Raw genomic sequence first — 25842 nt, forward strand, 5'->3', positions numbered from 1 at the left:
AGCCTCACGCCGCCTCCCGCGCCAGCGCTGCCCGCTCGACCTCTCCGGCGATGGCGTCGAGCAGCGCCGTCTCGTCGCCGGCCAAGCCTTCCATCGCCGCCATGCGAGCGAGCACGGTCGCGGCGACCGTCTCTTCCACCGTGTCCTCGGCATAGGCGTAGAAGATCGTCGCGTGCTGGCCGTCGCGATGGCAGCGGCCCTCGATCTGCTGCAGCTGGATCGCGCTGTGGCGCAGATCATGGACGACCAGCGCCCGCTCACGCTCGCCGCCCGGCATCTCGGCCCGATGCAGCGAGATCGACTCGGTCACGGTGAAGACGACAGCGTCGAGCTTGCCGGTCTGGAAGGCGATGCGCGTCGCCTCATTGGCCTCGCCGGAATGCTCTCCGGTGATCGAGCCGACGCGCCAGCCCCTGCCCGAGAGCTTCTCGGCCAGCATCGCGCCAGTTTCAAGGAATGCCACGGAGATCGCGACCTGCTCGTCATTCTCCAGCAGGTCCTGGCAGAACTCGGCCGTGCCGGCGGTGCGCAAGAGGCTCGCCTTCTGGCGAAAGCGCAGGTCGGCAGCCCAGCCAGCAGGTTTGCGGGTCGAGCCCCCGGCGAGGCCGAGCTCACGCCGGAATTCGCGCCAGGTCGCGTCGTAGAGCTTGCGCTCGGCGGCATCGAGCGCGACGGGGGCAAGCTCGCGCTGCACCTCCGGCCAGCCGGCGATCTCCTCGGGACGACGGCGCAGGCCGATGGCGTTGGCGCCGCGATAGAGCAGATCCGCCATCACCTTGCGGTCGCTCTCGTTCGGCTCCCAGCTCCAGTTCTTCCAGCGCCCCTTGGCCCTGCCGATCTTCAACCGCTTCATCAGAGCCCGGAAGCCGTCGAGATCGCCGCCGGGCGCACCCGTCGCATCGGCCAGCAGGCGCGCGAGATAGGACAGCTCGTGCGGCGCCTGCCCGGCCGTCGCGCTCATATAGATCGTGAACTGCGACGCAGCCGCCATCTGCCGGCAGACCAGTCCCTGCTGCGAGTTCGGGTTGCGGATACGGTGGGCCTCATCGATCACGACCAGCGGCCAGGTGCGCTTGGGCGTGCCGTGCTTGGCGAGTTCATTGTTCTTCGCCCGGGTCGAGCGTTTGCTGCTGGCCGGCGGCGGCGCGAGCAGCGACTTGGTCCGCTCGAAATTCATCAAAGTAAGCTTCTTCGCCGGCAGCCCGGCATGGGCGATGGTGCGCCGCCATTGCGGGATCGCCCCCTTCGGGCAGATCACCAGCACCTCCTGCTCCGGCATCGCCGAGATGGCGAGCCAGGCCGACAGCGTCTTGCCGAGCCCCGTGAGGTCGCCGAGCAGGAAACCCGGCTTGCCGGCGGCACGCGCCACCAGGATCGCGTCACGCGCGACGAGCTGATGCGGATGCGGCACCATGATCTCGGGCGCATCCGCCCTCGCCAGAACACTCATGCCTGCCGGGCCTCCGGAACCGCAGCTCGCTCGGTCGCCATGGTCGCGAGCGTATCGGCCTGCTGCAGCTCCTCGATCAGCGCCCCCATGAAATTGGTCACCACCTTGGGCAGTGCCCGGCCCGACATGCTCTGGATCTGCAGGCTGCGCGGCGGCAGGTCGCCATCCTTCAACGGCAGCGCCACCACCGAGCCATCACGGATCGAGGCGCCGAACGAGATCGAGCTCGCAAACATCACGGCACCACCGAGTTTGCAGAAATGGCGCAGGCTCGCGACATTGGTCGAGGTCAGCACGGCGTCGACGGTCAACCCGCGTGCCGAGAAATAGATGTCGACGATCTTGCGCACCGTCGCCTCGCTGTCGAGCACCGCGACCGGATGGACGAAGATATCCTCGATCCTGATCGATTCCTTCGCCGCCAGCGGGTGGTGCGGCGCGACGAAGGCATAGGTCCGCGCCGCGCATTGCCAGTTGATGGTGACGCCGCGCTCCTGCTGCAGCACGAAGGTCAGTCCGAGATCGATCGTGCCGGTCCGGACATGCTCGGTGACGACCTGCGGCGACATCACCTTGACGTCGAAGGCGACATCCGGATGCTGCTGGCGAAATGCGAAGATCACCTCGGGGATGAAGCTGACCGCGAAGCCCTCGGTGACGCCGAGCCTGATCAGGCCCTTGCTGGCGCCGCGCAATTCGCGGATCTCGCTGACGACCTGCTCGCTCTCGAGTTCCAGCCGCTGGGCGTAGGCTGCCAGCGTCTGCCCGGCCTGGGTCAGGATCATGCCGTGCGAGCGCCGCTCGAACAGCGCGGCGTCCAGTTCCTTTTCGAGATTGGCGATCTGGCGGCTGACCGCAGACCCGGCAACGCGCAGGCGCTGCGCCGCGGCGCTGATCGAGCCGGTTCGCACCACCGCCAGGAAATACCGCAAGGCCGGAGTCTGCATGGGCGTGCAGTACCCGCCCCTTGCCGTCTCGGCAACGATCCTTTCGATTCATTCTTATGGCGGCAAGCACGAAGCTGTGCAGAGTTTGTGTCGCCGGCGTGACGGTGGCCCGAGGCTGCCCGCCGAAACAGACAAGCAACAATGCTGCGAGGGGAAAACATGCGCTTCTTCGACAAGGCCTCCACGGCCCTGGCCGCGACCGTTTTGGCTGCGACCGCCTTTGCGACACCCGTCTTGGCCCAGAAGGCCGCCAACACCGTCCGCTTCGCCTATGACCAGGCGCCGGAAAGCGTCGATCCGTTCTTCAACAATGTCCGCATCGGCGTGATCATCGGCGCCAATGTCTGGGATACGCTGATCTACCGCGACCCCGCCACCAACGAGTACAAGGGCCAGCTCGCCAAGAGCTGGAAGCAGGTCGATGACAAGACCATCGACTTCGAGCTGCGCGAAGGCGTGAAGTTCCACAATGGCGAAGAGTTCGATGCCGACGACGTCGTCTACACGCTGAACTTCATCTCCAAGCCCGAGAACAAGGTCGTCACCCAGGGCAATGTCAACTGGATCGCCAAGGCCGAGAAGCTCGACAAGTACAAGGTCCGGCTGACCACCAAGGAGATTTACCCGGCTGCGATCGAGTATCTCGCCGGCCCGGTCGTGATCCATCCGAACGAGTATTACGAGAAGGTCGGCCCCAAGGGGCAGAACGAGAAGCCGGTCGGCTCGGGCCCCTACAAGGTCACGAACTACGTCCCGGGCAAGTCGATCACGCTCGAGCTCAACAAGGACTATTTCAAGGATTCACCGAAGCCGCAGCCCAAGGTCGGCAAGTTCGAGATCCGCTTCATCCCCGACCGCCAGACCCAGATGGCCGAGATGCTCTCGGGCGGCGCTGATCTCATCATGCACGTGCCGAAGGACCAGGCCGACCAGCTCCAGACGGTGCCGACGCTGCAGGTCGTCTCCGGCGAGACGATGCGCATCGTCTTCATGCAGATGAACATCCTCGACGGCACGCCCGCCCCCGCTCTCAGGGATGAGCGCGTGCGCAAGGCGATCATCCATGCCATCGACCGCGAGGCGATGGTCAAGAACATCGTCGGCACCGGCTCGCGCGTCATCAACACGATCTGCTTCCCCTCGCAGTTCGGCTGCACCGACGAGGGCGCGGCGCGCTATCCCTATGATCCGGCCAAGGCCAAGGCGCTGCTGGCGGAAGCCGGCCATCCCAGCCTGACCATGGACATCGTCGCCTATCGGGAACGCAACCAGACCGAGGCGCTGATCGGCTATCTCCAGGCCGTCGGCATCAAGACCAATCTGCGCTTCCTGCAATACGCCGCGATGCGCGAGCAGATCGCCACGAACAAGGCGATGCTGACGCACCAGACCTGGGGCTCGTTCTCGGTGAACGACGTCTCGGCCGCGACGCCGAACTACTTCGCCTTCCGCAGCGAGGACATCACCCGCGATGCGCAGGTCCGCGACCTCCTGGAGAAGGGCAACAACTCGGTCGATCCGGCTGTGCGCAAGGAGGCCTACAAGGCCGGCCTGAAGATCATCGCCGACAAGGCCTATGCCGTGCCGCTCTATTCGCTGCCGGTCTACTACGTCGCCAACAAGGACCTGAACTTCAAGGCCTATCCGGACGAGCTCGTCCGCTTCTGGGAGATGGGCTGGAAGTAAGCCTTCCTCCTTCTCCGAATGGTCATCCCGGACAAGCCGCACCACCGGCGCCGATCCGGGACGACCTCTTAGAATCCAGAACTGAAGGAAGCCCCGGTGCTCGGCTTCATCGTCAAACGGCTAGGCCTGGCGCTGCTCGTCGCGCTCGCGGTCTCGGCCATCGCCTTCTTCCTGCTGCGCCTTTCCGGCGACATCGCGGTCGCGATCGCCGGCGAGGGCGCGCAGCAGGCCGATCTCGACGTCATCCGCAAGACCTACGGGCTCGATCGGCCGCTCGTCGTCCAGTATCTCGACTGGCTGCTGAAGACGCTCTCCGGCGATTTCGGCACCTCGATCTATTTCAAGACCGACGTCGCCACGCTGGTCTTCGCCAAGCTGCCGGTGACGCTGATCCTCGGTGTCTCCTCGCTCGCCTTCGCGCTGGCGATCTCGATCCCGGTCGGCGTGCTCGCGGCAATCTACGCCAACAGCTGGATCGACCGGCTGGCGCTCGCCATCGCCGTCTTCGGCCAGGCGATGCCGAACTTCTTCTTCGCGCTGATCCTGGTGATGCTGTTCTCGATCACGCTGCGCTGGTTGCCGGTTTCCGGCTCGGGGACCTGGCTGCACTACGTCATGCCGACGATCGCGCTCGGCTACTACACGGCGCCGGCCTTCATGCGCCTGATCCGCGCCGGCATGATCGAGGTGCTCTCGGCCGATTACATCCGCACCGCTCGCGCCAAGGGACTCTCCTCCCATGCCGTCGTCATCACCCATGCGCTGCGCAACGCCGCAGTGCCGGTCGTGGCGCTGACGGCAGTGCAGCTCGGCTTCCTGCTCGGCGGCTCGGTGGTGATCGAGACGATCTTCGCGCTCGATGGCCTCGGCTACCTCGCCTATCAGAGCATCACCTACAAGGATTTCCCGGTCATGCAGGTCATCGTCCTGCTGCTCTCGGTCGTCTACGTCCTGCTGACGCTGCTGGCCGACATCGCCAATGCCTGGCTCGATCCGCGCATCCGGGTATCCTGACATGAGCGACGCGACCTCCCTCCCCCTCACGGCCAGCGACGTCACCGGCGGGCGCCGCCTGCTGCGCCGGGCGCTGGCCCAGAAGTCGTTCCTGTTCGGCTTCGGCCTATTGGTGCTGTTCATCGTGCTGGCGCTGCTCGCTCCTGTGCTGGCGCCGCATGATCCCTATCTGCAGAACCTGACGGCGCGGAACGTCCCGCCGTTCTGGTACGACAAGGGCAACTGGATCCACCCGCTCGGCACCGACCCGCTCGGGCGCGACTATCTCTCGCGCCTGCTCTACGGCGCCCGCATCTCGCTGATCATCGGCATCAGCGTCGTCGCCATCGCCGGATTGATCGGCACGACCATGGGCCTACTCGCCGGCTATTTCGGCGGCCGCATCGACATGGCCGTGACCTTCATGGTCACCACCCGCCTCGCCATGCCGGTGATCCTGGTGGCGCTCGCCGTGGTCGCCATCATCGGCTCCTCGCTCTGGATCGTCATCCTGGTGCTCGGCCTGCTGAAATGGGACCGTTTCGCCGTGGTGATGCGCAGCGCGACGCAGCAGGTTCGCTCGCTCGACTACATCACGGCGGCGCAGGCTTCCGGTGCCAGCACGACCCGCATCATCCTGCGCGAGGTCCTGCCCAACATCGCCCCGCATCTGATCGTGGTGGCGACGCTGGAAGCGGCGAGCGCCATCCTGCTCGAAGCCGCGCTCTCCTTCCTCGGCCTCGGCGTGCAGCCGCCGCTGCCCTCCTGGGGCCTGATGGTCTCGGAGGCCAAGGCCTACATGTTCTTCTCGTTCTGGCTGATCGCTTTGCCCGGCACGGCACTCGCCTTGCTGATCTTCGCGATCAATCTCGCCGGCGACGGCCTGCGCGACGTGATCTCGCCCGAAAAGCGCAACTGATCCTTTTTGACGGAGTGACCACCATGACCCGCGCCAAGGCGATCGCCCATGCGCTCGACTATTTCGATACCGGCAGCTTCAAGAGCGACCTGTCGCGGCTGATCGCCATGCCGACCGAGAGCCAGAATCCCGAGCGCGCCCCGGTGCTCACCGAGTATCTGGAGAAGGAGATGCAGCCACTGCTGGAGAGCCTCGGCTTCTCCTGCCGGACGCTGAACCATCCCAAGGCCAAGGGCCCCTTCCTCTTTGCTCAGCGCATCGAGGCCGAAGGCCTGCCGACCATCTTCGGCTACGGCCATGGCGACGTCATCCGCGGCCTCGACGCGCAATGGGCGGAAGGGCTCTCGCCCTGGACCCTCACCGAGCGTGGCGATCGCTGGTATGGCCGCGGCGTCGTCGACAACAAGGGCCAGCATCTGATCAACATCAGCGCGCTGAAATCCGTGCTCGAGACGCGCGGCGGCACGCTCGGCTTCAACGTCAAATACCTGATCGAGATGGGCGAGGAATGCGGCTCGCCCGGCCTGCGCGAGCTCTGCACCGAGCAAAAGGAGCTGTTCAAGTCGGACGTGCTGATCGCCTCCGACGGGCCGCGCCTCAATGCCGAACGCCCGACCATCTTCTTGGGCGCCCGCGGCGGCGTCACCTTCGACTTGACCATCAACGCCCGCGAGGGCGGCCACCATTCCGGCAACTGGGGCGGCATCCTCTCCGACCCGGCGATCCAGCTCGCCCACGCCATCGCCTCGATCACCTCGCCCACCGGCCAGATCCGCATCCATGAATGGGTGCCGAAGGAATTGCCGGCGGCCGTGCGCAAGGCGCTGGCCGATTGCGAGATCGACGGCGGACCCGATGGCCCGACCATCGATCGCGAATGGGGCGAGCCTGGTCTGTCGCCGGCCGAGCAGGTTTTTGGCTGGTGCTCCTTCGACGTGCTGGCGATGAAGTCCGGCGTGCCGGAAACCCCGGTCAACGCCGTGCCGCCAAGCGCCTGGGCGCGCTGTGCGCTCCGCTTCGTCGTCGGTATCGATCCGGACGATGTCATGCCGGCCCTGCGCCGCCATTTCGATCGCCATGGTTTCGGCATGGTCGAGATCACCAAGGCGCGCGATGCGGTCTTCAACGCGACCCGGCTCGATCCCGATGATCCATGGGTCGAATGGGCGCTGGCCTCGCTCCAGAAGAGCACCGGCAAGAAGCCGGCGCTTCTGCCCAATCTCGGCGGTGGCCTGCCCAACGACATCTTCGCCGATATCGTCGGCATGCGCACGATCTGGGTGCCGCACTCCTATCCCGGCTGCTCGCAGCATGCGCCGAACGAGCATGTCCCCGTCGCGATCCCGCGCGAAGCGCTCGGGCTGATGGCCGGACTCTACTGGGATCTCGGCGAGAGCGACCGCCCGGCGCTTTGAGGTTGCTCAACCGTCATGCTCGGCCTTGCGCCGAGCACCCACGTCTTGAACACCGCATTTCACGAAGGAAGACATGGATGGTTGGACAAGCCCGACCATGACGGGAGAGGATTCACCTCGCCTGCCGGGGTGGTTGATCACCATACTCACGATCGAACACGGCAGCGTCCGGACGCTGCCGTTCCAGACTCTCGCGATAGCGCAGACAGCCGCGCAGGAATTTCGGCCAGGGCGGCACCGCGATCTCCGGCTCGACCTGCTCCGGCAGCAATCCCCAGAGCTGCGGGTGATGCCAGCACAGGTCATGCCCGGATGAATCGCGATGTTCGCGGATGCCGGCGCGCAGGCGCTTGACCTCCACGATCAATTGCTCCGGTGTCATGCCAGCGAGATCGTCATCCATGATGCGCTCTCCTACTGACTGCGCTCCTGCGGCTCGCGCGGGTCGCGCGCCGGCGGCAGGTCGATCGGCGTCGCTGGCGGGCCTTCGGGCGGCGCGTTCGGCGGCAATTCCGGCGGCGGATCGTTCGGGATGCCGTTCGGCTCGTTGTCCGGCGGGTTCTCGATCGGCGGCGCCGGCGAGACCTCGCCCGGGTTCATCGGTGGCAGTTCCGGCGGCGGCGGCGGGCTGGTCGGTACCCCGCCCGGCGGTCCTCCGGCCTGGTGAGTAGCTGTCATCGCGTCATCCTCTTAATCTCCGAGGAAACGCCTGCGCGCCACAAAGGTTCGGTCCGGCCTCAGACCGCCGCAATGGCTGAAGTAGGCACCGGTGCTCACGTCAGCAGATCGGATTCGTCGATGCAGATCAGCGCTTCAATGGCCGGGTTCGCCGCTCTTGCCCTGATCGCCGCGGCGAGCCCGTCTCAGGCGCAGACGGCCGACCTGCTCGCCTGCACCGGCCCCTTCGCTCGCGACGCCGACGAGGCGGCCCTGATCAAGACCTTTGGCGCGGCAAACGTCCAGCGCGCCCGGATCGAGATCGGCGAGGGCGAGAAGGCCTCCGGCGCCATCCTCTTCCCGAAGGACAGGAAGCGCCGGCTCGAGCTGATCTGGCGTGACGGCAAGAAGCGCCGCGGGCCAAGCACGATCTATGTCCGCGAGGGCTCGGCCTGGGCGGTCTCAGGGCCGGCTGGTGAGCGCCTCGCTATCGGCAGCGCACTGACCGCAGTCGAAGCCGCCAATGGCAAGCCCTTCAGCATCCTCGGCTTCGACTGGGACTATTCCGGCACCGCCGCCGACTGGCAGGGCGGCAAGCTCGCCAAGGCTTTCGGCGGCTGCAGGCTGACGATCCGCTTCGGCTATCCCAAGGGCGCCGACGCGAAGGCGCTCGACCGGCTCTCCGGCGACAAGGAGTTCTCCTCGGCGAACCCCGATATGCGCCTCGTCAAACCGACGGCTTACGAGATCCTGCTGTCCTGGCCGGACTGAGCCTCCCGGCTCACTCCTCGTCTTCGCGTGCCCTTCCGGTCTCGACGAGGATCTCGCGTTTGCCGGCGTGGTTGGCGGGTCCGACGATGCCCTCGTTCTCCATCCGCTCCATGATCGAGGCGGCGCGGTTGTAGCCGATCTGCAGGCGGCGCTGGATGTAGGAGGTCGAGGCCTTCTTGTCGCGCAGCACCACCGCCACCGCCTGCTCGTAGGGGTCGTCGCTCTCGGCCTGGCCCATCGCGCTCTTGTCGAAGACCGCGCCGTCCTCGTCCTCGGCTCCGCCGGCCTCCTCCTCGGCGGTGACCGCGTCGAGATAGTCCGGCCGCCCCTGCGTCTTCAGATGCGCGACGACCTTCTCGACCTCGGCGTCCGAGACGAACGGGCCGTGCACGCGGGTGATCCGCCCGCCACCGGCCATGTAGAGCATGTCGCCCTGGCCGAGCAGCTGCTCGGCGCCCATCTCGCCGAGGATGGTGCGCGAGTCGATCTTGCTGGTGACCTGGAAGGAGATCCGCGTCGGGAAGTTCGCCTTGATCGTGCCGGTGATCACGTCGACCGAAGGCCGCTGCGTCGCCAGCACGACATGGATGCCGGCGGCTCTCGCCATCTGGGCCAGGCGCTGGATCGTGCCCTCGATCTCCTTGCCGGCGACCATCATCAGGTCGGCCATCTCGTCGACGATCACGACGATATAGGGCAGAGGCGACAGGTCCATCGCCTCCTCCTCGTAGATCGCCTCGCCCGAATGCTTGTCGAAGCCGGTCTGGACCGTGCGGGTGATGACCTCTCCTGCCGCGGCCGCCTCCGCCACTCGCAAATTAAACCCGTCGATGTTGCGCACACCGAGCTTCGACATCTTCTTGTAGCGCTCCTCCATCTCGCGCACCGCCCATTTCAGCGCGACCACCGCCTTCTTCGGATCGGTGACGACGGGGGTGAGCAGATGCGGGATGCCGTCATAGACGGAGAGCTCGAGCATCTTGGGATCGACCATGATCAGCCGGCACTCCTCCGGCTTCAGCCGGTAGAGGATCGACAGGATCATGGTGTTGATCGCGACCGACTTGCCCGAGCCGGTGGTGCCCGCCACCAGAAGGTGGGGCATGCGGGCCAGATCGGCGATCACCGGCTCGCCGCCGATGGTCTTGCCGAGGCAGAGGGCAAGCTTGTGCTTGGTGCCCTCGAAGTCCTGGGAGGCCAGAAGCTCGCGCAGGAAGACGGTCTCGCGCTTGGCGTTGGGCAGTTCGATGCCGATGGCGTTCTTGCCCTGCACCACCGCGACACGCGCCGACACTGCACTCATCGACCGCGCAATGTCGTCGGCGAGAGAGATCACCCGCGAGCTCTTGGTCCCAGGAGCAGGCTCGAGCTCGTAGAGAGTGACGACCGGGCCGGGGCAGGCCTGAACCACCTCGCCACGGACGTTGAAATCCTCCAGAATCCCTTCGAGCAGGCCGGAATTCTGCTGGATCAGCTCGATCGGGATCGTTGCCGCGATCTGCGGCGGCTCGGCCAGGAACTCGATCGGCGGCAATTCGAAGCCCATCGACGCGATCGGCTTGGGCATCGGCATGGCCGCGCGCAGCTTCGGTGCTGCGGGCACGACCGAGACCTTCGGCTGCACGGTCGCCGGCGCGATTTCCGGCTCGGTCATCTTCGGCGCAGGCGCAGCGGCCGGGGCCGCGGCGGGGGCGAGCTGCCCCATGATCCTGCGGCGCGGCGCCAGAGCCTGTGCCTTCGGCGCGGGAGCCCGAGCGGCAGGTACGGGAGCCGGTGCGACGAGCTGTAGTGCCGGCGGCGTCAGGCTCAGCTCGAAACGATAAGGCTGTGTCCAGCCGAAGGTCATGGTCACTGGCGCGGCAGCTGAAACCGGAGCGGGCGCAGGACGCACCGGCTCGGCGACCGCTACCGGCGCGATCGGACGGGTCGTCGCCAGCGGCGCCCTCGTTGCAAGGATCGGCGGCGCGCTCTCGAACGCGGTGTCGTCCTCCTGCTCCGCGTCAGGGATGAACTCCCAGAAGGCGGCATCGGAGAGGAAGGCGAACGGGGTCATCACCGCCTCAGCCGGGGTCTCCTCCGGCAGCGGCGAATCGAGGTCCTGCGCCATCAGCGCATCCTCACCCTCCCCGATCATCTCGGCCTCGACCTGCGGCATAAGCTCGGGCGCCGGCGCCTCGGGCGACCCGCCACCCCAGACCTGCTGCAGCATGCGCTGTGGAGTGCGCCAATAGCGGACGCGGCCGGGATCGACGGGCGCTTCCGGCTCGGGCTCGGGCAGCGGGACCGCCACGTCGACGACAACCCGCTCGACCTCCTGCCGGCGGACTTTGTCGGGGGTGCGCCCGTAGCGAACGAGCCCCGGCGCACCTGGTGCTACGCCAGCGCGGCGATCGTCCGAAGCTGGCTGAGGAATGTCAGCGAAATCAGCGAGTTGATCCGAGATCCGCGCGGCAGGAGAGGCGCTGCTCGTCTGGAGATTGCGATGGATTCGACGCATGGATTGACGCAGGCCCGACACTCACTCGACAGGGTATCGAGAGGTAGCCGTGGAGGGTTAACGCCCCCTGAATTCGTCCCACGCTTGCCTGTGGATCGTGGCCTGCGCCTGCGCTCTCAATCGGCCTGGAAGGCGCCGATCATATAGCTCTCATTGCCGATTTCGGTGACGCGGCCCTTCACCTCATAGCTCGCCAGATCGACGATCCAGACGACGCTGGAGTTGGGTTTTCCCTTGGGTGCGCCGGTAATCGCCGCATATTTCCCATCCGGCGTGATTGCGATGCCGCGCGGTCGCGACGGTTCGCCGCCCGGCGTCTTCAATTCGACGCGCTTGATCGTCGCAGGCTGGCCGGCGAGCGCCTTGGCGACATCGATGATGTCGATGTTGTTCGAGCGGAACTGGGTCGAGAGGATGCGCTTGCCGTCCGGCAGGAAGGCCGCCACGAAAGGCCGCGTCGGCGTCTTCTCGTCATCGGTCCCGACGAGGACGCGCGCCACCTCCCCCTTGCCGGGCTCAGCCAGCGCTTTTTCGACATCGACGATGCTGACGGTATTGCCGGGCGTGTCGGTCTGCGCGTTCTCGCGCGAGGCATGGGCCACGAGCTTGCCGTCCGGGCTGGTCGAGATGCCGAAGCCGCCGGCCTGGACCGGGATGCGCGCCAGCTCTGCCCCGCTCTCGCCGGCGATCGCCTTTTGCAGGCTCATCACCGTGATGTCGTCGGTGCCGCCATTGGCGCCGAAGATCGTGCCGCCGCCGAGCGGGCTGATGGTGACGCCGTTGGTGTCGGGGAAGCAGCCGAATTTCGGATCCGGCGCACGATGCGGCACCGGATTGGGCGGACAGGGGAAGCCGGGCTTGCCATAGGCCTGCTCGACCTTGCGGATCACCTTGTTGGTCGAGAGATCGACGACGCTGAGATGACGCCCGCCATCCTCGTCGCCTTCCTGCTCGGCATGGGCGAGCACCGCGTGCTTGCCATCGGCGGCGATGGCAAAGCCGGTCGGGCCGAAGCCGCCGGTCTCGATATAGCCCTCGACCGCGCCAAGCGTGCCGTTGCTGGCCGGATCGAGCGCCTTCTTGAGGTCGACCACCGTCACCGTGCCGGCATGACCATGCTGGAAAGCGGCCGCAGCTTCCGGCGCGGTCCGGCCGGAATGATTGACGACATAGGCGCGGCGCTGGTCCGGTGCGATCGCGATCGAGATCGGCTGGCCGCTCGAAATCACGGTCTTGCCGTCGACCTGGATGTCCGGGGTGACGCGCAAGCGATTGACCACCGCCTTTGGCGTGCCGTCATTGGCCGGGTCGATCGCCTTTTCGAGATCGATGACCAGGACGACATTGTCCCAGCGTCCGCTCGCGAGGAAATAGTCTTTCGCCATGGCCTGGTGTGCGCCTCCGATCGCGCAGAGCGCCAAAGTGCCGAGAAGCGTCGTCCGTAGCATGATCGTCCTCCCTCGGTTGTCCCGTTGTCCGGGGTCGTCGTTCGCTATGTCGCTGGGCTGTGCTCCTTCAGCGCGCCGTCCAGCACCCTGACGACATGCACGGCCTCACGGCCGGCGCCATCATGGATCTGGTGGCGGCAGCTGGTGCCATCGGCGACGACGAGATCGCCGGCCGCAGCCTTGCGCACTGCCGGCAGCAGCGAGAGCTCGCCCATGGCGAGCGAGACGTCGACCGTCGCGGCGCCGTAGCCGAAGGCGCCGGACATGCCGCAGCAGCTCGATTCGATCGGCCTGACCTCAAGCCCCGGCACGGCCCGCAAAGTCTTCTCGACCGCGCCCATCGCATCGAAGGCCTTCTGGTGGCAGTGACCGTGGAGGTGCGCAATGCGCCCGCCCTGGTCCTGCAATGGCAGGCTGGTCCTGCCCGCGGCTATGTCAGCGGCGAGCAGTTCCTCGACCAGCAGCGCCGCCTTGGCCAGAGGCTCGACCTCGCCCTTCGGCAGCAGTGCCGAAAACTCGTCACGGAAGCTCATCAGGCAGGACGGTTCGAGCCCGACGATGCGCGCTCCCTTCGCGACGAAGGGGGTGAGCGCATCGAGCGTGCGGCGCGCCTCGGCGCGGGCCTCGTCCACCAGCCCGGCCGAGAGGAAAGTGCGCCCGCAGCAAAGCGGCCGCCCTCCCCCCGCGGCTTCGACGCGATGCAGGCGGTAGCCGCCGGCCTTGAGCACGCGCTCGGCCGCCTCGAGGTTCTCGCGCTCGAAATAGCGGTTGAAGGTGTCGCCGAAGAGCACGATGTCGCGGCCATCGCCCCGCACGGCCGACGGGCTCGACGGCGCAGCCGCCTCGCGCCAGGGCTTGCGCCAGACCGGCAGCGAGCGCCGCGCCGAGAAGCCGAGCCAGCGTTCGCTGAGCCTGGCCAGCAGCGGGATGCGGTCGCGCAAATTCATCAGCGGCGCGAGTTTTGCCGCGAACGGTGCATAGCGCGGCAGGAAGGCGATCAGCCGCTCCTTCAGCGGCAGGCCATGCTTCGCGTGGTAGTGATGCAGGAACTCGACCTTCATCCGGGCCATGTCGACGCCGGTCGGGCAGTCGCGCTTGCAGCCCTTGCAGGAGACGCAGAGATCGAGCGTCTCCTTCATCTCCGGCGAGGTGAAGGCGTCTTCGCCAAGCTGGCCGGAGATGGCGAGGCGCAGCGTATTGGCTCGCCCGCGGGTGAGATGCTGCTCTTCGCGCGTCGCGCGCCAGGACGGGCACATCGTGCCGCCGGCCATCTTCCGGCAGGTGCCGTTGTTGTTGCACATCTCGACCGCGCCGCCGAGGCCGCCCCAGTCGGACCAGTCGAGCGCCGTCTCCACCGGCACCGGCGTCGCGTAACCGGGCGGGAAGCGCATCAGGCTGCGGTCGTCCATATGATATGGGCGGACGATCTTGCCGGGGTTGAGATGGTTGCCGGGGTCGAAGCCGTCCTTGACCGCCTCGAAGGCGCGGGTAAGCGGCCCCCCGAACATCGGCTCGACGAAATCCGAGCGCGAGATGCCGTCGCCATGCTCGCCCGAGAACGAGCCCTTGAAGCGGCGCACCAGCTCGCAGGCCTCCTCGGCGATGCCGCGCATCGCCCTCACGCCGGCTTCGGTCTTCATGTTGAGGATCGGGCGGACATGCAGGCAGCCGACCGAAGCGTGCGCATACCAGGTGCCGCGCGTGCCATGGCGCTCGAACAGGGCGGTGACCGCGTCGGTATAGTCGGCGAGGTGCTCGAGCGGGACGGCACAGTCCTCGATGAAGGAGACCGGCTTCCCGTCGCCCTTCATCGACATCATGATGTTGAGGCAGGCCTCGCGCACCTCCCAGACCGGCTTCTGCCGGCTGGGCTCGATCACCTCGACCACCGCGTCAGGGAAGCCGTGATCGGCCATGCATTGGTCGAGCCGCTTCAGGTCGCGCTTCAGCGCTTCGAGGTCGTCGCCGGCGAATTCGACCAGCAGCAGGCAGTTGGGCTTGCCCTTGGTGATGTCGGCGAGCGTGCGCACGAAGAGCGGGATGTCAGCGCCCAAGACCAGGACGTTGTTGTCGACGAGCTCGACCGCGACCGGCCCGAGCGCAACGATGTGCTGCGTCGTCTCCATCGCGGCGCGGAAATTCGGGAAATGGCAGACGCCCATGACGCGGTGCTGCGGCAGGGTCGAGAGCTGCAGCGTCGCCTGCGTCGTCAGCGCCAGCGTGCCCTCCGAACCGACCAGCAGATGCGACAGGTTCGGCCGCGGCACGATCAGCTCGTCGAGATTATAGCCGCCGACGCGCCTTTGCACCTTCGGGAAGATCGCCTCGATCTCGTCGCGATGCCGGTCGGCCAGGCCCAGCATCTGCCCCATCAGCGCCCGCGCCCGCGGCGAGGCGTTGTCGCCGACCGGCCCTTCGCCGAGCGCGAAGGGCTCGCCGTCATGGAACATCGCCTTCAGGCCGATGACATTGTCGACCGTCTTGCCGTAGCGCAGCGAGCGCGCGCCGGAGGAGTTGTTGCCGACCATGCCGCCGATTGTGCAGCGGCTCGCCGTCGAGGGCTCGACCGGGAAGAACAGGCCGTCCTTCTTCACATGCGTATTGAGCGCTTCGAGCACGATGCCGGGCGCGACCGAAACCGTGCGCGCAACCGGGTCATAATCGCGGATCCCGTTGAAATGCCGGCTCATGTCGAGGATCAGCGCATCGCCGATCGGCTGGCCGTTCTGCGAGGTGCCGCCGCCCCTCGCGATCACCGGCACGCCGTGCTCTGCGGCGATCGTCAGCGCCGCTGCGATATCGGCCTCGCTCTTCGGGAAGGCGACGCCCTGCGGGACGATCTGATAGATCGAAGCGTCGGTGGCGTAGCGCCCGCGGGTGAAGGCGTCGAAACGCACCTCTCCTTCCAGCGCCTGCGACAATTTCCGTTCGAAGCCGAGATTGCGGCTATGCGGGCGCGGCAGCGCGGCCTGCGTCATCTGGTGGCCTCTCCGGTCTCTGGATCTTGCCGGCCGCGTCCGCGCAGTGCGGCAATCGCATCGCCGGCCGGCCCCCAGCATAGCAGCAGAAAGGCAAGGACGACGAGCGTCGCGACCAGCCCGTTCGCCCAGAAGATGCCGAGCGAGCCTCCCGAGCCGAGCAGCGCCTGGCGGAAGGCGTCCTCGGCCCGGTCACCCAGCACCAGCGCCAGGATCATCGGCGCGAGCGGGTAATCGAGCTTCTTGAAGACATAGCCGACGATCCCAAAGATCAGCATCAGCCAGATGTCGAAGATCGAGTTCGAGATCGTATAGGCGCCGATCGCGCAGACGATCAGGATCACCGGCGCGACGAAGGAGAACGGGATCCGCATGATCGCGGCAAAGAGCGGCACCGTCGCCAGCACGATGATCAAACCGGCGAGATTGCCGAGATACATCGAGGCGATCAGCCCCCAGACGAAGCTCTTCTGCTCGACGAACAGCATCGGCCCAGGCTGCAAGCCCCAGACCAAGAGGCCGCCGAGCAGCACCGCCGCCGTCGCCGAGCCGGGAATGCCGAGCGCCAGCATCGGCAGGAGCGCGCTGGTGCCGGCCGCATGCGCCGCGGTCTCCGGTGCGAGAACGCCCTCGATCTCGCCCTTGCCGAAATTCTTGCCGCGGCGTGAGAAACGCTTGGCGAGGCCGTAGCCCATGAAGGAGGCGGCAATCGCGCCGCCCGGCGTCACGCCCATCCACATGCCGACGATCGCCGAGCGCAGCAATGTCGCCCAGTAGCGTGGCAGGCCGGCCCAGGTCCGCAGCACGACCATCAGGTCGATCTTGGCCTGCTTGCCCTTGAACACCAGCCCTTCCTCGACCGTCAGCAGGATCTCGCTGACACCGAACAGGCCGATCACCACAATCAGGAAGTCGAAGCCGCGCATCAGCTCGGTCGAGCCGAAGGTCATGCGCAGGTCGCCCGAGATCGAATCGAGCCCCACCGCAGCGAGCAGGAAGCCGATGCAGAGCGAGGCGATGATCTTGGCGCGGTTCTCCCGGCCCATGCCGATGAACGAGCAGAAGGTCAGAAGGAAGACCGCGAAGAACTCGGCTGGGCCGAATTTCAGCGCGAACTGGGCGACGAGCGGCGCGACGAAGGTGATCAGCACAACGCCGGAGAGCGCGCCGATGAAGGAGGCGGTGAAGGCCGCCGTCAGCGCTTCCGCCGCCTTGCCCTGCACCGCCATCGGGTAGCCGTCGAAAGTGGTCGCAACCGACCAGGCTTCGCCCGGGATGTTGAACAGGATCGAGGTGATCGCGCCGCCGAACAGCGCGCCCCAATAGATCGACGAGAGCAGGATGATCGCCGAGGTCGGGTCCATGCCGAAGGTCAGCGGCAACAGGATCGCGACGCCGTTCGGTCCTCCCAGGCCCGGCAGCACCCCGACGATGATGCCGAGGATGACCCCGACCGCCATGAAGCCGATATTGTGCCAGGAGAGCGCGACCTGGAAGCCGGCGATGAGCGAGGCGAGATCGTCCATCTGTCGTCCTTCAGTAGCCGAGCGCCGCTTCCAGCGGGCCCTTCGGCAGGGGCACGCGGAACTGCAATTCGAAGACCCAGAAGCAAACGACCGGCACGAGCAGCGCCGTCAGCCCGATCGACCACCAGCGCGAAGTGCCAACCACCGCCATGAAGGCGATGATGAAAACAGCCGAGGCGACATAGAGCCCGAGCAGCTGGATCAGCGCCACGAACAGGATGAGCGGCCCCAGCACCCGGACGACCTGGTGCAATTGCTCGTAGGTGACGAAGATCCCGTCCGGGCGGCGGAAGGACTGCCAGAGGATGAAGAGCGAGGCGGCGAGGAAGATCCAGCCGACACGGGCCGGGAAGAAGCCGTTCTGCGGGCCGCCATCCCAGCCGGCGCCACGACCGTGCGAGTCGTAGAGCACGATGCCGGCGAGCCCGATCAGCAGCAGCGCCGTGGCGATCTCGACCGGGCGGCGCGAGATGCCGGGTTCGGGTGTTTCGATTTCGCTAGGGTTCGACATAATCCGTCCCGTCCCATGTCATCCCGGACAAGCCGCACGAGCGGCGCTGCTGGCGTCATTCCGGGGCGGCCCGAAGGGCCGAGCCCGGAACCCAGAACCGATGCCGCGACAGAAGAAGCGCATCGACCGAACCACGATCATCACGACCGTATCGGTTCTGGATTCCGGGCCCTTGGCTGCGCCAAGTCCCGGAATGACTGCGCTACTGCCCCGGCCTCACTTCGCCATGAAGCCGGCTTCGGTCATCAGCTTCTCGTGCTTCGCCTCGTCCGCCTTCAGGAAGGAGACGAAGGCTTCGCCGTCGCGGTAGTCCGCCGCCAGCGCATTGCGGGCGAGATAGTCCTTCCATTCCGGCGTCTCGGAGACCTTCTTGAACAGGTCGACATAGAAGGCCTGCTGTTCCTTGCTGACCTTGCCGGGCATGAACATGCCGCGCAGCATCTGGTAGCTGACATTCAGCCCCTGCGAGGCGCAGGTCGGGATGTCGGCCCAGGACTGCCCGTCCGCCACCTTCTCGGTATAGGCCATCTTCTGCTCGGCGAAGACACAGAGTGGGCGCGTGGCGCCGCCACGCCAGTTGGCGAGATCCTCGGCCGGGTTGTTGGTGGTGGCCTCGACATGCCCACCCGACAATTGCGTCGAGGCCTGACCGCCGGAGGTGTAGGGGATATAGGCGAACTTGGTGCCGCCCTGCTTCTCCATGGCGAAGACGAGCAGGTTGTCCTCGCGCTTGGAGGAGGTGCCGCCGATCTTCATCGGCGGATTGGCGCTCTTGGCTGCCGTCATCAGGTCGCCGGCGTTCTTGTAGGGCGCCTTGGCGTTGACCCAGAGCAGGAAGGAATCCTGCGCCAGCATCGCGACCGGGGTGTAGTCGGTCCAGTTCAGCGCCAGCTTGGTCGCCATCGGCGTCATGAAGATACCGCTCGAGGTGGTGATCAGCTTGTGCGCGTCACCGGCCGATTTCTGGATGTCGAGCATGCCCTCGGCGCCGCCGGCGGCCGGCTTGTTGACAACGATGATCGGCTGCTTGGTGAACTGCTGCTTCTGGATGATGCCCTGGATCGTCCGCGCCATCTGGTCGGACGCGCCGCCCGCCGAGAACGGCACCACGATCTCGATCGGCTTCGTCGGCTCCCAGGCGCCCGCCTGCCCGATGCCGGCGGCCAGAATCGCGGTCGCGGCCAGCCATTGCTGCTTCATGATCGCACCCTCCCGATGATTGCGCTCTGACGGCGCGGTGGAGGGACCTTAGATCAAAAAATTTTGCATTCAATCCAAAAAATGAAAATGCAATATTTGACGACGATCACGACCGCTATTCTCGGACGCAGCGCGGCGCAGACTCCAGAATCTCAGGGCCAGGAGTAACTGGCTTCCGAGATTCTCGGGTCAAGCCCGAGCATGACATCACCCGGCGGCGACCACCCTCAACCGGCCGAAGCCTGCGCCGCCTTCCGCTTGTTGCGCAGATGCAGGAAGAGGATGTCGGAGAGCTCCGAGCCGGCACGCCGCCGCAGCGCATCGAGGATCGCCTCGTGCTCGCGCATCGCCTCGCCCCAGCGGTCACGATCCTTGGCGAGATTGGCCGAATAGCGCACCCGCCGGATCCTGCCGGCAAGGCCGGCATAGGTCGAAGCCAGCGTCGCATTGCCAGCAGCCGCAACGATCAGTTGATGGATCGCCTGGTTGCAGTGGAAATAGCCATGCATGTCGCGGCGCAAGTAAAACCGGTACATTTCATGGTGCATCCGCTCGATTTCAGCGAATTCAACCTCCGAAATCCGCTCGCAAGCCAGACGCCCGGCCAGCGCCTCGAGTCCACCCATCACGTCGAAGAGCCCGCGGACATCCTCGGGGCTGAGCTCTCGTACCCGCGCGCCGCGATTGGGCAAAAGCTCGATCAGCCCTTCCGCCGCCAGCACCTTGAGCGCCTCGCGCAGCGGCGTGCGCGAGATGTTGAAGCGCTCGCACAGCGCCCGCTCGGGAACGCGCGCGCCGTCGGCAAGATTGCCCTCGACGATGAAGTCGCGCAGCGCGACCAGCAGCCCCTCATGCAGCGAGGCCGCCGGCCTGGCAACTTCGGCCGGCGCCGGGCTCAGCTCATCGAGAGTATCGAGGAATGGCTCGCTCATGCATCATCGCTAAGTCGGCTCGGGTCACCTGTCGAGCCCGATTGTCGATGATCAGCATACCATGTCGCAGTTGATCTTCCAAAAAATGAATGCAAAATATCGGCAACGGCATCTTAGCGCCTAACTCTCAGGGAGGATAAGAACATCATGCAAGGGCGTCACTTCCTGCATATTCCCGGCCCGAGCCCGATTCCGGACCGGGTCCTGCGCGCCATCGCGATGCCGATCATCGACCATCGCAGCGCCGAGTTCGCCGCGCTCGGCAAGACGGTACTGGAAGGCAGCAAGGCCGTCTTCAAGACGAAGCAGCCGGTGGTGATCTACCCCTCCTCCGGCACCGGCGCCTGGGAAGCGGCCATCGTCAACACGCTCTCGCCCGGCGACACCGTGCTGATGGCCGAGACCGGCCATTTCGCGACCTTGTGGAAGAACATCGCCACGCGCTTCGGCATCGAGGTCGAATTCATCCCGGGCGACTGGCGCCGCGGCGCCGACCCTGCGGCCATCGAGGCAAGGCTCACCGAGGACAAGGCCCGAAGGATCAAGGCGGTCATGGTCGTCCACAACGAGACCTCGACCGGCGCGACCAGCCGCATCGCCGAGATCCGCAAGGCGATCGACGCCGCCGGCCACCCGGCCCTGTTCATGGTCGACACGATCTCCTCGCTCGCCTCGGTCGATTACCGCCATGACGAATGGCAGGTCGACGTCACCGTCTCGGGCTCGCAGAAGGGGCTGATGCTGCCGCCTGGCCTCGGCTTCAACGCCGTCTCGGAGAAGGCGCTCGCAGCCTCCAAGACGAACACGCTGCCGCGCTCCTTCTGGGACTGGCAGGAGATGATCAAGATCAATGCCGGTGGCTTCTTCCCCTACACGCCGGCGACCAACCTCCTCTACGGGCTGAAGGAGGCGCTCGCCATGCTTGAGGAGGAAGGGCTCGACGAGGTCTTCGCTCGCCATCAGCGCCTCGCCAGCGCCTGCCGCGCCGCGGTCAAGGCGTGGGGGCTGGAAGTGCTCTGCGAGAACCCGGCCGAGCACTCCCCGGTCCTCACCGCCGTGCTGATGCCGCCGAGCCATGACGCCGACCGCTTCCGCAAGATCGCGCTGGAGAAGTTCAACATCTCGCTCGGCTCCGGCCTCGGCAAGGTCGCCGGCAAGGTCTTCCGCATCGGCCATCTCGGCGAGTGCAACGAACTCGCTTTGCTCGGCGCCCTCTCCGGCGTCGAGATGGGCCTCGCCGCAGCCGGCGTGCCCCACCGCAGCGGCGGCGTCACGGCGGCGATGGCCGATCTCGAAGGCCCTGACGCTGGCAACCAGGCGAAGGCCGTGGCCTGAGCTTCAAAGAGAAGTCGTCTATCCCGCCCCGTCATGCTCGCCCTTGTGGCGAGCATCCACGTCTTGAATGCCGCGCGGCCTGAAGGAAGACGTGGATGGTCGGGACGAGCCCGACCATGACGGCAACGGTAGTTTGAGACTTACTCGGTTTCAGCCGCTTCAGCCGCCTTTGCCCCCTGCCCCCGCGCCGCCTTCAGCAAGTTGCTGCGCAGCCTGACCACCGCCTTCTGCACCACCGGAAAATCCTCGCCGAGCCCGGCGGCCGCCACCAGGTTCATCGGCAGCGCCTTCTCCCTGAGCTTCCGCCCCTCCGGCGTCAGGCTGACACGCACCTGGCGCTCATCGGCCGGGTCGCGCCGGCGGCGGATATAGCCGAGCGACTCCAGCTTCTTCAGGATCGGGGTCAGCGTGTTCGACTCCAGGAACAGCTTCTCGCCGAGGCTGCCGACGCTCTGATTGTCCTCCTCCGACAGCGCGATGATCGCGATGTACTGGGTGTAGGTCAGCCCGAGCTCGTCGAGGATCGGCTTGTAGGCCCGGCCATAGGCCAGATTGGCCGAATAGATCGCAAAGCAGAGGAAATCCGCCAACCGGGGGACATTCGGGTGGTGCGGAGTCGGAGCGGGCATGGCCGGGCCTCGTCGTGAGCGCGTCATTGTCCCTCTATATACATCGCATCCGATTAAATCGGAAGGGTTGACATCGTTTCCGAGCTTCACATATAAGACCGCATCCGATTAGATCGCGTACGATCTAAAGCCAGAAGGAAGCCCGACATGTCCTCCACCGACAAGGTTCTCTACACCGGCCGCACCCACACCACCGGCGGCCGCGACGGCGCCGCCCGTAGCTTGGATGGCCGCCTCGAGGTCAACCTGACCTCGCCCGGCGCCCCCGGCGCCGGCACCAATCCCGAGCAGCTCTTCGCCGCCGGCTGGTCGGCCTGTTTCATCGGCGCGATCGGCCTGGCGGCGCGCGAGCGCAAGGTCGCGGTTCCCGCCGAGACCGCCGTCGATGCCGAGGTCGATCTGCGCCATGGCGAGCGCGGCTATTTCCTGCAGGCCCGCCTGAACGTCGCCCTGCCGGGGCTCGATCGCGACACCGCCCGCGCTTTGGTCGATGCCGCCCACCAGACCTGCCCCTACTCCAAGGCGACCCGCGGCAACATCGAGGTCGAGATCAACCTCGTCTGACTCCACCGACGGCGCCGCGCGGAATTCTCCGCCGGCGCCTTCCCCTCCAGTCATCGCCGCCCCCCGCGCAGAAGGTATCCCACCATGCACAAGGCCAAGACCTCCGAAACCATCGACTCCAGCCGCCGCCTCTTCGTCGGCTCCGTGGCCACGGTGATTGCCGCGGCCGGGCTCGGCCTGAACCGGCCGGCGTTAGCAGCGCCGGCAGCGCTGTCCTCCTTCGGCCCGCTCAAGCAGGTCGATGCCGGGGTGCTCCGGGTCTCCTATGCCGAGCAAGGCCCGGCCGACGGCCCGGTCGTCATCCTGCTGCATGGCTGGCCCTATGACATCCACACCTATGTCGATGTCGCCCCGCTCCTGGCAGCCAGGGGCTACCGGGTCATCGTGCCGTCGCTGCGCGGCTATGGCGAAACCCGCTTCCTCTCGCAGCAAACGCCGCGCAACGGCCAGCAGGGCGCGCTCGCCGTCGACGTGATCGCGCTGATGGATGCACTCAAGCTCGACAAGGTGCTGCTCGGCGGCTGCGACTGGGGGGCGCGCACGGCCTGCATCGTCGCGGCGCTCTGGCCCGAGCGGGTCAAGGGCCTGGTCTCGGTCAGCGGCTACCTGATCGGCAGCCAGAAGCTGAACGAGGCCCCGCTGCCGCCGAAGGCCGAACAGCAATGGTGGTACCAGTTCTATTTCGCCACCGAACGGGGCGCGGCCGGCTACGCGAAGAATACCCGCGACTTCGCCCGCCTGATCTGGGAGACCGCCTCGCCCAAGTGGGCGTTCGACGACGCGGTCTTCGCGCGCTCGGCGGCGGCCTTCGACAACCCCGACCATGTCGCGATCTCGATCCATAATTACCGCTGGCGCCTCGGCCTGGCCCAGGGCGAGCCGCAATTCGATGCGCTTGAGAGCAAGCTCGCGGTTTTCCCGGTCATCACCGTGCCGACATTCACCCTGGAAGGTGACGCCAACGGTGCGCCGCACCCGGATCCAGCCGCCTATGCCAAGAAGTTCTCCGGCTGGTACCGGCACCGGACGCTCGATGGCGGCATCGGCCACAACCTGCCGCAGGAAGCTCCGGCCGCCTTCGCCGACGCCATCATCGCGGTCGATCGCGCCTGAAAGCGGCCTTTTCGGACAGCGGCCCGGGAGGGTTACCCGAGCCGTTACCGAATGCTGACAAATGCGAGGAATTCCCGAGGGCCGCCTTTACCCCTCCTCCCTATGATCCCAAGCGATTTTAGGGAGGAATTGATGGCCTTGAAGATGATGCTCGCCGGAGCCGCCGCGATGATGCTGCGGCAGATTCCGTTGGCCGCCCCGGTCGAGCAGGCACCGCTGGTGGCTCGTGGCATGGACGACCTGCCGCTGGAGCCTTCCCCGATCGAGCCCTCCTGGATCATCTCGGGCGAACCGTTTGCGCGTGTCGGCCTGCATTCACGCGCCGGCGACGATGCCGCCTCGACCGCCATGTGGGACTGCACCGCCGGCGAGTTCCGCTGGTTCTTCGACTGGGACGAGACGGTCGTGATCCTCGAAGGCGAGGTCCACGTCACCGCGCAGGACGGCTCGCAGCGCACGCTGCGCCAAGGCGATATCGCCTATTTCGCCGGCAAGACCTGGGCGACCTGGCGGATCGACAATTACGTCCGCAAGATCGCCTTCTGCCGCAAGCGCTTCCCCGCTCCGGTGGCGCTCGCCTATCAGCTGCGCAACATGCTGCGCGGCGACAAGGGATCGCAAGGCGGCCTCGCCGCCTGACACGATCGAGACACAGGGCAGCTTCCCCGCAAAAATCGCCCCCCTGCACCGAGCCGGCACCTGGTGCCGGCTCGCACGTGTTCGCGTCATGCAAAACATTACCTAACGTCATCAAGGCAAAATAGACCGAGATCCAAGCAGTCAAGGAAATCCACCGGAGCGAAAACAAAAGCATGAGTTGCATGCGTAAGTGATTATGAAACGAATTGCCTCCCGATAAGATTTCATTAACCACACACGTCCATTCTCGAACCTCAAGCACACGCCTTGAGGGAAGTGGTTACGACACACCGCCACGGGTAGAAAATGGGGGAGGGAAGCATGCGCTCGATATGGATCGCACCGCTGATCGGCATGCTGGCGAGCGGCGCGAATGCGGCGACAGCTACGAGCACCTTCCAGGTCCAGATCAATATCCAGGCGGCCTGCACGATCGCCAGCGCCACCGATATGAACTTCGGAAACGTCGGTGTCCTCGCGGCCAGCGTCGATTCCACCAGCACGATCACCGTCCAGTGCACGGCGACCACGCCCTACAGCATCAGCCTCAATGCCGGCCTCCACGGCGGCAGCGTGACGACGCGGCAGATGAACGGCGCCGGTGGCGCGGTGAACTACTCCCTGTCGCGTGACCCGGCCCGGACACTGAACTGGGGCGAGACCATCGGGACCGATACCATAGCCGGAACCGGGGCCGGCACTGCCCAGGCCTTTACCGTCTACGGCCGGGTGCCGGCACAAGCCACGCCAAGCCCGGCCCTCTACACCGACACCATCACCGTAACCGTCACCTACTGATCACCGCCGGCATTGCCGGCGCCATCAAGCTCCCACCGATCCAATACAGGGCCGGCCACGCAGCCGTGGCCGATGGCGAATTGCGCCCATCGCCAGAGGAGGATGTGATGAGATATGGCTTCGCCTTGGCCATCGCCTGCGGTCTGGCCGCGACAATGGCGTCGGCCGCTTCGCTGCAGGTTGCTCCCGTCCTGCTGGACGTGCCCGCTCCGGGCGCCGCGACGACGATCACGCTCCGCAATACGGATACGCAACCCATCGCCGCACAGATCCGGGTGTATCGCTGGGTCCAGGCCGGCGGCGAGGAACGGCTCGAGCCGACCAGCGACGTCGTCGCCAGCCCACCGCTCGTCGAATTGCGCGCGCGTCAGGACTACACGGTGCGCGTGGTCCGGACCGTCAGGCGCGCCGTGGCCGGGGAAGAGGCCTATCGCCTCGTCATCGACGAGCTGCCCAAGCCGCAGCAGCGAACCGGCACGATCTCGCTCGTGCTGCGCCACGTCGTTCCGGTCTTCTTTGCCAGCCAGGGCACCACCCGCTCGGATGTGACATGGGGGATCAGCAGGCACGGCCAGCACCTCGTGCTCAACGCCAGGAACCGTGGCGACACCCATCTGCGGCTGTCCGCGGTCAGCATCCGCGATGCATCCGGCAAGCTCATCGGCGCCAACAAGGGGCTGGTCGGCTACGCGCTCGGACAGGGCACGATGAGTTGGCCACTTCCGACGACAGGGCCCTTGCCGCGCGCGGGCAGCAAGGTCTCGATCAGCGGCTCCGGCGAAATCGGTCCCTTCAATGCGACCGCGCTCGTTCAAACGGCCCCTTAGCCGTTGG

At 66.3% G+C, this 25842-nt stretch carries 23 protein-coding genes; 11 read left to right on the plus strand and 12 right to left on the minus strand.

What is annotated here, in order from left to right; translation table 11 throughout:
• Positions 1-4: 4 nt before the first annotated feature.
• Entirely contained in the window at positions 5-1450 is a 1446-nt protein-coding gene (locus tag ACWIGM_RS02040) for an SNF2-related protein (RefSeq protein ID WP_454024261.1), read from the minus strand.
• The gene (locus ACWIGM_RS02045; RefSeq protein WP_454024262.1) at positions 1447-2397 is read right to left on the minus strand and encodes a LysR family transcriptional regulator; all 951 of its coding nucleotides are present in this window, start codon (positions 2395-2397) and stop codon (positions 1447-1449) included. Before ACWIGM_RS02045 ends, ACWIGM_RS02040 begins: the two co-directional genes overlap by 4 nt.
• Positions 2398-2556: 159 nt before the next feature.
• Between ACWIGM_RS02045 and ACWIGM_RS02050 the strand changes: the two genes are divergently transcribed.
• The 4 genes from ACWIGM_RS02050 (at position 2557) to ACWIGM_RS02065 (ending at position 7410) form a co-directional block, all read left to right on the plus strand.
• Entirely contained in the window at positions 2557-4083 is a 1527-nt protein-coding gene (locus ACWIGM_RS02050; RefSeq protein ID WP_454024263.1) for an ABC transporter substrate-binding protein, read from the plus strand.
• Positions 4084-4179: 96 nt separating this feature from the next.
• Positions 4180-5097, plus strand: a complete 918-nt coding sequence (locus tag ACWIGM_RS02055; protein ID WP_454024264.1) for an ABC transporter permease — start codon at positions 4180-4182, stop codon at positions 5095-5097.
• Position 5098: 1 nt separating this feature from the next.
• Entirely contained in the window at positions 5099-5995 is an 897-nt protein-coding gene (locus ACWIGM_RS02060) for an ABC transporter permease (protein WP_454024265.1), read from the plus strand.
• 23 nt (positions 5996-6018) lie between these two features.
• Positions 6019-7410 carry a M20 family metallopeptidase gene (locus tag ACWIGM_RS02065; RefSeq protein ID WP_454024266.1) on the plus strand — a complete coding sequence of 464 codons (1392 nt, stop codon included), beginning with the start codon at positions 6019-6021 and terminating at the stop codon, positions 7408-7410.
• Between the two features lie 112 nt (positions 7411-7522).
• Here the strand turns inward: ACWIGM_RS02065 and ACWIGM_RS02070 are convergent, their stop codons facing one another.
• A complete protein-coding gene (locus tag ACWIGM_RS02070) occupies positions 7523-7813 on the minus strand; it encodes a hypothetical protein (RefSeq protein ID WP_454024267.1) in 291 nt (96 codons plus the stop codon).
• An 11-nt stretch (positions 7814-7824) separates the two neighbouring features.
• Positions 7825-8088, minus strand: coding sequence for a hypothetical protein (locus ACWIGM_RS02075; protein ID WP_454024268.1), 264 nt, complete (start codon positions 8086-8088; stop codon positions 7825-7827).
• A 120-nt stretch (positions 8089-8208) separates the two neighbouring features.
• On the opposite strand from ACWIGM_RS02075, the gene ACWIGM_RS02080 reads away from it, so the two are divergent.
• Positions 8209-8838 (plus strand): hypothetical protein, encoded by a 630-nt coding sequence (locus tag ACWIGM_RS02080; RefSeq protein ID WP_454024269.1) that lies wholly within the window; start codon positions 8209-8211, stop codon positions 8836-8838.
• A gap of 10 nt (positions 8839-8848) precedes the next feature.
• Here ACWIGM_RS02080 and ACWIGM_RS02085 read toward each other — a convergent pair whose 3' ends face one another.
• The 7 genes from ACWIGM_RS02085 to ACWIGM_RS02115 form a co-directional block, all read right to left on the minus strand.
• A complete protein-coding gene (locus ACWIGM_RS02085; RefSeq protein ID WP_454024270.1) occupies positions 8849-11335 on the minus strand; it encodes a DNA translocase FtsK in 2487 nt (828 codons plus the stop codon).
• 116 nt (positions 11336-11451) lie between these two features.
• The gene (locus ACWIGM_RS02090; RefSeq protein WP_454024271.1) at positions 11452-12783 is read right to left on the minus strand and encodes a YncE family protein; all 1332 of its coding nucleotides are present in this window, start codon (positions 12781-12783) and stop codon (positions 11452-11454) included.
• Positions 12784-12827: 44 nt separating this feature from the next.
• A complete protein-coding gene (locus tag ACWIGM_RS02095; protein ID WP_454024272.1) occupies positions 12828-15761 on the minus strand; it encodes an FAD-binding and (Fe-S)-binding domain-containing protein in 2934 nt (977 codons plus the stop codon).
• A complete protein-coding gene (locus tag ACWIGM_RS02100; protein ID WP_454024273.1) occupies positions 15758-17287 on the minus strand; it encodes a tripartite tricarboxylate transporter permease in 1530 nt (509 codons plus the stop codon). The genes ACWIGM_RS02095 and ACWIGM_RS02100 overlap by 4 nt, the downstream gene beginning before the upstream one ends.
• 10 nt (positions 17288-17297) lie before the next feature.
• Positions 17298-17798, minus strand: coding sequence for a tripartite tricarboxylate transporter TctB family protein (locus ACWIGM_RS02105; protein ID WP_454024274.1), 501 nt, complete (start codon positions 17796-17798; stop codon positions 17298-17300).
• Between the two features lie 216 nt (positions 17799-18014).
• Positions 18015-18998 (minus strand): Bug family tripartite tricarboxylate transporter substrate binding protein, encoded by a 984-nt coding sequence (locus ACWIGM_RS02110; protein ID WP_454024275.1) that lies wholly within the window; start codon positions 18996-18998, stop codon positions 18015-18017.
• A gap of 227 nt (positions 18999-19225) precedes the next feature.
• Positions 19226-19930 (minus strand): GntR family transcriptional regulator, encoded by a 705-nt coding sequence (locus ACWIGM_RS02115; RefSeq protein WP_454024276.1) that lies wholly within the window; start codon positions 19928-19930, stop codon positions 19226-19228.
• A gap of 147 nt (positions 19931-20077) precedes the next feature.
• Between ACWIGM_RS02115 and ACWIGM_RS02120 the strand changes: the two genes are divergently transcribed.
• Positions 20078-21265: a pyridoxal-phosphate-dependent aminotransferase family protein gene (locus ACWIGM_RS02120; protein WP_454024277.1), complete on the plus strand. Its 1188-nt coding sequence runs from the start codon at positions 20078-20080 to the stop codon at positions 21263-21265.
• A gap of 140 nt (positions 21266-21405) precedes the next feature.
• On the opposite strand, the gene ACWIGM_RS02125 is transcribed toward ACWIGM_RS02120, so the two are convergent.
• A complete protein-coding gene (locus ACWIGM_RS02125; protein ID WP_454024278.1) occupies positions 21406-21894 on the minus strand; it encodes a MarR family winged helix-turn-helix transcriptional regulator in 489 nt (162 codons plus the stop codon).
• 147 nt (positions 21895-22041) lie between these two features.
• Between ACWIGM_RS02125 and ACWIGM_RS02130 the strand changes: the two genes are divergently transcribed.
• From ACWIGM_RS02130 to ACWIGM_RS02150, 5 genes are all read left to right on the plus strand, one after another.
• Positions 22042-22458 carry an organic hydroperoxide resistance protein gene (locus ACWIGM_RS02130; RefSeq protein ID WP_454024279.1) on the plus strand — a complete coding sequence of 139 codons (417 nt, stop codon included), beginning with the start codon at positions 22042-22044 and terminating at the stop codon, positions 22456-22458.
• Positions 22459-22542: 84 nt separating this feature from the next.
• Positions 22543-23571, plus strand: coding sequence for an alpha/beta fold hydrolase (locus tag ACWIGM_RS02135; RefSeq protein ID WP_454024280.1), 1029 nt, complete (start codon positions 22543-22545; stop codon positions 23569-23571).
• A 132-nt stretch (positions 23572-23703) separates the two neighbouring features.
• The gene (locus ACWIGM_RS02140) at positions 23704-24210 is read left to right on the plus strand and encodes a cupin domain-containing protein (protein WP_454024281.1); all 507 of its coding nucleotides are present in this window, start codon (positions 23704-23706) and stop codon (positions 24208-24210) included.
• Between the two features lie 321 nt (positions 24211-24531).
• Entirely contained in the window at positions 24532-25008 is a 477-nt protein-coding gene (locus ACWIGM_RS02145) for a Csu type fimbrial protein (RefSeq protein ID WP_454024282.1), read from the plus strand.
• Between the two features lie 107 nt (positions 25009-25115).
• Entirely contained in the window at positions 25116-25835 is a 720-nt protein-coding gene (locus tag ACWIGM_RS02150; protein ID WP_454024283.1) for a fimbrial biogenesis chaperone, read from the plus strand.
• Positions 25836-25842 lie beyond the last annotated feature (7 nt).

The organism is Allobosea sp. NPDC055332, from assembly GCF_053645455.1.